Origin of the sequence: Pelagibacterium lacus, assembly GCF_003345525.1 — a bacterium.
In the GTDB taxonomy this organism is placed as follows: Bacteria; Pseudomonadota; Alphaproteobacteria; order Rhizobiales; family Devosiaceae; genus Pelagibacterium; species Pelagibacterium lacus.
In genome coordinates, this window is record NZ_QQNH01000048.1 from 1 (window position 1) to 7,051 (window position 7,051).

6 protein-coding genes and 1 pseudogene are annotated in these 7,051 nt (G+C 53.3%); 2 read left to right on the plus strand and 5 right to left on the minus strand.

The window, feature by feature from the left end; translation table 11 throughout:
* The 5 genes and pseudogenes from DVH29_RS16720 to DVH29_RS15740 all read right to left on the minus strand — a co-directional run.
* A pseudogene (locus DVH29_RS16720) lies at positions 1-119 on the minus strand (SDR family oxidoreductase); the annotation flags it as partial.
* A gap of 32 nt (positions 120-151) precedes the next feature.
* Complete coding sequence (locus tag DVH29_RS15725; protein WP_114647136.1) at positions 152-1,660, minus strand: tripartite tricarboxylate transporter permease; 1,509 nt, start codon at positions 1,658-1,660, stop codon at positions 152-154.
* A 15-nt stretch (positions 1,661-1,675) separates the two neighbouring features.
* Entirely contained in the window at positions 1,676-2,122 is a 447-nt protein-coding gene (locus tag DVH29_RS15730; RefSeq protein ID WP_158541709.1) for a tripartite tricarboxylate transporter TctB family protein, read from the minus strand.
* A 121-nt stretch (positions 2,123-2,243) separates the two neighbouring features.
* Positions 2,244-3,236 (minus strand): Bug family tripartite tricarboxylate transporter substrate binding protein, encoded by a 993-nt coding sequence (locus DVH29_RS15735; RefSeq protein WP_114647138.1) that lies wholly within the window; start codon positions 3,234-3,236, stop codon positions 2,244-2,246.
* Positions 3,237-3,260: 24 nt separating this feature from the next.
* The gene (locus DVH29_RS15740; protein WP_114647139.1) at positions 3,261-4,409 is read right to left on the minus strand and encodes a mandelate racemase/muconate lactonizing enzyme family protein; all 1,149 of its coding nucleotides are present in this window, start codon (positions 4,407-4,409) and stop codon (positions 3,261-3,263) included.
* Positions 4,410-4,559: 150 nt separating this feature from the next.
* Here DVH29_RS15740 and DVH29_RS15745 point away from each other — a divergent pair, with 150 nt between their 5' ends.
* Both DVH29_RS15745 and DVH29_RS15750 read left to right on the plus strand, forming a co-directional pair.
* Positions 4,560-5,468 carry a LysR family transcriptional regulator gene (locus DVH29_RS15745; protein WP_114647140.1) on the plus strand — a complete coding sequence of 303 codons (909 nt, stop codon included), beginning with the start codon at positions 4,560-4,562 and terminating at the stop codon, positions 5,466-5,468.
* 224 nt (positions 5,469-5,692) lie between these two features.
* Positions 5,693-6,796, plus strand: a complete 1,104-nt coding sequence (locus DVH29_RS15750) for a cytochrome P450 (RefSeq protein WP_114647141.1) — start codon at positions 5,693-5,695, stop codon at positions 6,794-6,796.
* Positions 6,797-7,051: the final 255 nt, after the last annotated feature.

The following is a 7,051-nucleotide window of genomic DNA, read 5'->3' on the forward strand; positions in this document are numbered from 1 at the left end:
TTGATATCGGCCACCGCGACCCGTGCCCCTTCCGCCGCCAGAGAGCGGGCGATCGCACCGCCCAGCCCGCCGCCGGCACCAAACACCAGAGCCGTCTTTTCCGAAAGTCCAAGGTCCATCGTTTTGTCCATTAATAGAGATGTGGAACGTATTAGTTGTCGCTTATCGCACGAGTGAGATTGAAATGTCTGATCAGCCTCGGAACCGTCAACAAGCTCAGGGTTAGGGCGAGAACAACCACGGCGATGGGGCTATGTAGAAAGACAGATAAATCTCCGTCCGACGAAACCAGTGTGCGCCGAATGCCTCGCTCCAGAAGTGGACCAAGAATCACTCCGAGCACCAACGGTACGACTGGATAGTTGAGACGGGTGAGTACGTACCCAACCAGTCCAAAAAGTACAGTCAAAGCGACGTCAAACATTGAGTAACTGATCGAATAAACACCAAATATAACGACACCAATCACAATCGGATATAGGTATCCCGGCCGCAAACTGGCGCATGCGGCAAGCAGTGGGACCATCAGAATAGTGATCGCCACTAAGGCAAGGTTACCGATGTAGAAACTGCCGAAGATAGTCCATACAAACTCTGGCTGGTTCTCAAACAGCAGAGGCCCTGGCTGTAATCCGATCATCAGCAAGCCGCCCATAAGGACTGCGGTCGTCCCCGAGCCGGGAATGCCAAGAGCAAACATGGGGATCATATTGCCGTAAGAAGCGCTATTATTTGCGGCCTCCGGCGAGGCAACGCCTTCGAGAGTGCCTGTGCCATACGCTTCCTTATTCTTAGAAGTCCGTTTGGCAAAGGCGTACGCAATCATACTGGATGCGGCTGCACCTATCCCTGGGAGAATGCCGACGAAGAACCCGATGACCGAACCGGAAAACAGAGGATTAAGACATTGCTTTATGTCCCTGAAATTGGGCATCAGATCTCGGAATGAAAACCTAGCCATCTTGCTTTTGTCTGCGGAGGATACGATCGGTGATGCAAACATCTCAGCGAGGCCAAAAATACCGACTGCGAGGATGGAGAAATCTATACCTTCGAAGAGCATGACCTCGCCAAAAGTGTAACGCGGCATGCCTAAAATCGGATCGAGTCCAATCATCCCGATCCATACACCTAGGAATAGTGCGATAAAGCTCTTGATCCAGTCGGTACTACCCAGAACACTGACAAGAGCCAGGGCAAAAATCATTACCGCGGTCATTTCGATCGGCCCAAAGGCAAGTGCTGCCCGGGCAATCGTTGTGGCGAAAATGGTTAAGAGAACCAGGCCAATTAAACCACCGATAAAGGACGCGACGATACTGATCGATAGCGCCTGGCCTGCCTTGCCGCGTTTCGCAAGCGGATATCCGTCTACCACGGTCATGACAGCAGATGCGTCCCCTGGGATACCCAAGAGGATCGCTGTAACCGCTCCCCCATATTGGGCGCCATAATAGACGGCTCCCAATGCAGCAATGGCCGCGGTTCCATCAAAGGTGACCGCGATCGGAAGCAAGATAGCAACACCCGCGGAAGGACCTAGACCAGGCAGAGCGCCGATCAGAAGCCCCACTATAGCACCAAAGAAGACGCCGGTCAGAATCGTAGGATCCGAGGCTGCAATGATCCCGTTAAAGAGTAGTCCCCAAGCTTCAAACATTCTCGCCCTCCCCTTCTAAATAAGCAGCGCGCCAAGAAGCACGCGAAAGATGAGGTATAAAAATAAAGTGGTGACGCCGCATATCGGCAGAAGCCAGAGATAAAACACCTTACTCCGCGGGCCATAAATGGCGCCAATTGCAAGCATTAGCACCAGAATCGATGCAATCATTCCCACGTGGTGGGATAAATAAATGAAGCCAAGCATCGCAGCGGACGTGAAAACGACACGCACCACTTCGCTGATCTCGATGGTGCCGAGGTGCAGATTGTTCCGAACGACCTTGAGGAAATTGACTGCGGAAAGCGCGGCTATGCCGCCGCCAATCCAAATCGGAAAAAACCCTGCCCCGACCCCGGAACGATCCGAATACCCGAAAGCCAATCCCTGGGTAACAATATAGATGCCGAAAGCAACGAGCAGCAGGGACACTGCCAGATCGACATAGCGTAGAATGATCATGATTCTGGGCCCGTCTATGAAACTTCCCGGTAACCCGCCCGTGCAAAAAAGTAATGTGCAAACAGGCAGGTTACCGCGAGGAGGCATGTGTCTCGGTATCGGACAACAAGACCGCTATAACTTAATCGATGAGATCAAGCTCACGCATTAAGGTTTCATAGGTCTCGTTGGTCTCAACCATCTGTTCCCCAAAAGCCTGGCTGTCGAGAAAGATCGGTTCATCATTGAACCGGTCCACGTACTCGGACCTCCAGAGATCGCTTTCCGCCACGGTGCGCAAGATGTCCTCCCAAAAGGCAATATGCTCAGAAGAAACATCAGGTGGAAGCACGAGACCGCGGAGTTGGATATGCTCAATATCATGGCCAAGCTCAGTAAATGTTGGCACATCGGGCAGTGACGCAAGACGCTCAGATGCTGTGACCGCGAGCGGCCGCAGATTGCCGGCCTGAATCTGCTCTATGATCTCGCTCGGGTTGCCAAAGACAAGATCAAGATGCCCGCCGAGAACAGCGCTCAGAACTTCGCCCTCGCCGTCAAATGGCACTACCCTTATCTGTGTATCCAGCTCTCGCTCCAGCATGCGCGAAAGCAGCGTCGGATCCGATACGACTGCTCCGGTACCCGCGGTGGTATCGGGCCGACCACGTATATCTTCCACTGACATAATGTCGGATTCAGTGCGGACGGAGAGGATGTACGGCGAATAGGCTACCGCTGCAACGGGAGTAAAGTCTCTGTAGTCCACGGCTGAGTTGCCCAATAGAGGCGTTGTGAAGAAGCTGACCCCAACGCCCCCGAGATAATGGGCGTTACCTTTTTGCTGGGCCAGGAATGAGTAGGCAATTGCTCCAGCACCCCCGGCCCGGTTTTCGACTAAGATATTGACTGGCAACAAGTCCAGTTCATCGACCACATTGGCAAACGTTCGGGCAAGAATGTCTGAACCGCCTCCCACTCCGGACTGGACAATGTATGTGATATCCTGTTCCGGGAAGTCTTGGGCAGATGCCGTAGTGCAGGAAAATATAGCTCCAGCAAGAAACGTTAAATACGAAAAACGCCGGAACGGTTGCTTGGAAAGTCCTTGGTTATTCAATTGTGATTGCAGCATGGTTTCTCCTCCCTCTGCATACCGTTAGCGAACGAGGTACCCGTGAGAGTCTCGCCCTTCGAAAGACAGCTCATCCGGTGAGTTGATCCGGGCATCCTTAAGCTGCTCATAATTGGGCTCAAAGCCCAAACCTGGCCGATCTGGAATTGTCACCCTTCCATTGATGGGATCCGGCGTATCCTTAAAGAATCGCTTCCCAGTCACCCACATGCCGTGATGAAATTCCACTGGCCCACCGTTCATAACACCAGCGAACAAATGCATATTGAAGATCGGCCAACCACCACCATTTGCCACAGGGAGATTAAAGGCCTGAGCCATATGAGCCACTTTTAGGGATTCCGTGAACCCACCATTGTAGAGAACGTTGGGTTGCAGAACGTCCACTGCCTGGTGCTCAATGAGTTCGCGGTACCGCCACCGATGACCTTCATTCTGGCCTGCTGCTATTGGCACACCTGTCTGACGGCGCAGGTCGGCAAGTGCGCGTGCATCGTTCTGATGAAGAGGCTCCTCAAACCATATCAGGTCGCAGTCCTTAACCCCCCTTGCAAGCAGAAATGCATCGTGGGGGTTATAGTAATAATTTGCGTCGATCATTAGCCCGATGTCAGGCCCGATAGCCTCCCGTGCAGCACGAACGCGTTTCACGTCATCTCGCCAGGTCCGTGAGGGATTAGCGCCCACAACCATCTTCAGCATACTGTGACCGTCGGTCACAAACTTCTTTCCGTAATCGCGAATTTGATCGGCATCAAAGAACGGATAGCCAAAGGTCGCATAAGTTGGGGCCCAATTTCGGTTGCCCCCCAGCAGCTTATAGACCGGCTGCCCCTCATGCTTGCCGCGTATATCCCAAAGCGCGATATCAACAGCGGACAAGGCGTGCGAGATGACGCCGGTATATGCACGAATATTAAGCCTATTCCAGACTACTGAATGAATATGTTCGGTGCAAAGTGGATCCAGTCCTTTTAAAGTCGGCAGCAAATGCTGCTCGATGCAAGAAATAACTGCCCAAGGCAAGAACACCCCGGTCACACCATGCCCCTTGATTCCAGTATCAGTCTCCACCTCTACAAAGACAAAGATTCTGCTCTCGACTGAATCCGGAACATCCGGCACCACAACGTCGTTCTTATGAAGACTAGCAGTAATATTCGTAATTCTCATTATACTTCTCTTACCTTAGCATTCTCTGCTTGGCCCAACTCACGGCTTGCGACCGTCTCACTTCGGACAATTTAGAACGTGTCATTTGGATTGACAAACGGCATATTCATCCTATTTGGTCATATTTTCAGACCAATTGGAGTGCGAACCTTGGATCCGGTTACCCATATCAATCTCAAATTAATGCAGACATTTGTGATGGTTGCAGAGACCGGAAGTTTTCGCCTTGCAGCCGCTAAGCTGCATAAATCGCATTCTGCTATTAGCTCGCAAATTCGGCAGCTCGAGGAGCAAATGGACGTCCGATTATTTGATCGCACAACGAGAAGCGTGCAGCTTACCCCGGAAGGGAAACTGCTGCGCGAAAGCGCCAACCGGGCAGTCTACGAGATGCAGATGGGTATGAGGTTGATTAAAGAGGCAGCAGATAAACGACGAGGACAGGTTTCGATAGCTAGCTCATCTAGTCTTGCTTCATCTTTTCTTCCACCCATTCTTACTAAATTCGTTTACGAATTTCCAGATATCTCAGTGACCGTAAGAGAACTAACATCTGCGGATTTATTTAAGGCTATGGAAAACAAAGAGGTCGATTTCGCCATCGGCCCCATCGTCGATAATGTCACGCTCAATTTTGAAGTGATATTAGTTGAGCACCTGAACGCAATAATACCCAAGCCCCTGTGGCATACGGATCGAGAATCGATCACGCTATCCGAATTGGCGGCAATGCCTGTTCTGCTCTCTACTTCAGCAACTGCCATGCGTCATTTGGTAGACTCTGTTGTACAAAGCCACCATTTAATTCTGAACAACCAATATCAATTCATGCAGGCTCAAACCTTGATTGCAATGGCAGAGGCTGGCCTGGGCGTCGCCATTCTGCCCCAATCTTCCATTCAAGGCCATCTTTGTAGAAACGCTGGGATTTATAAGATAACCGAACCCGAAATCTGGCGAAAAATGGGCATAATAACTAGACGCGAGGGTTTTCTTTCTCCAGCGGCTTCCAGCTTTGCAGAAATGATCAAGGGAAGCTCAGAAGTCGGAAATCGCTGACGTTTTTTAGCAAGCGCCTCAAGGTACCAAGGAGACGAAGCATGCAAGTTCGGCATCATCTACGTCCAATGCCTTGCCGTTGCGGCGTTATCTTCCTATATCGACGCCTGAAGGGAATTCATCATGCATCAGTCCATCCGTAAGCGCTGAGAATAAAAAGCCACTCGCTTTTATCCGCCCCCTGCCACCAGCGGGGCGTTTCCCTATGCTTATGGACACGACACATGAAAACCTTCGATCTCTTCGATCGCCCGGCCAACTGGGCGACAGCAGCCAACGCCTTCCGTGACGACTTCGAGCGGGACGACCGCATCCAGGTTGCGCCATGGGGCGGTTATGCCATCCTGGGCTATGGCGAACTACTTGAACTCGCCCGCAATCCCGCCGTGGACGGCATGGCACCCGATCCGCAGGCCATGGCGAACACACCGCATGTCTACACCCTGTTGGCGAGGGCCCTGTTCACCAAGGCGGGGCCAGAGCATCGTGCTGAACGCTCGGCTACGATTGCCGCCTTCAACGGCGTTGATATTCCCATGATCGTTGCGGAAGCCGCAGCCGACACACTCCCCGCCACCGCCGCCGATCTGGACGTGATGAGCGGCATCGTGCGTCCAATGGTTCGCGATATCTGGGCTCGGGTCATCGGCTATAATGACGACGAGGCCGCCAAGTTGGAAACAGCGGTCGAGCACTTGGGCTATGTCCTGTCGTCGGCGCCGGATGCCGCCGAGGCGGACAGGGCGGATGCTGCCGCTCAACGGGTTCGCGAACTCAGCCTGGCTGTGGTTGAACGCGGCAGTGCATTTGCCGATGTGCTGCGGCAGAAGCTGGATCGCAACCTCGCGGCCGATCTGATTGCCGGCATGGCCTTCGATGCCTTGGAAACGTCTTCGGTGGGCATCATGGCCAGCTTGCGGATCGCTGCCCGCAATGCCGATAGATTGCAGCCGACCGCCAAGTGCGCGGACGAATGTCTGCGGCTTGCCAGTCCCACACCATTCACCATGCGCCAAACGACATCGGCGGTTCGCGCTGGCGATGTCGAGTTTCCATCGGGAACGACGCTGTCCATGGTGTGGGCGGCGGGCAATCACGATCCCTCGACCTTTGCGGCTCCAGCAACGTTCGATCCCGACCGTGAACGCCTGCGTCCCCTCAGCTTCGGCGCGGGACCGCATGCCTGTTTGGGGCTGGGGATCATGCGAGCATCCCTGCAACACCTGCTCGCCTTCATGGTCGAACGACGTCCCATGATCAAAGGTGAGTTGCTGGGCTGGTATCCCTTCAATCCCGCCGGCCCCGAACCGTTGACGATTTCGGTCTAATCGGGCGAACCAGCCGCACGCGCAAATGCGTGTGCGGCATTTCCGGTGTCAGGCCGACATGATGTTGGAATCAACGGCCGAGACCGTTACGCGACATTCGTTTGTCAGCGGTTGGACCATTCCAATACGCGGCAATCTGCGTTGCTGACCACGCCAACTACAGCTCCGACATTCATCCTGACGTTGCCCCTTGGAGCTAATCCAGTTTGAAATAGACTCTGGCCCATCGAAAAGGACCAGAGATGAAGCGCAACA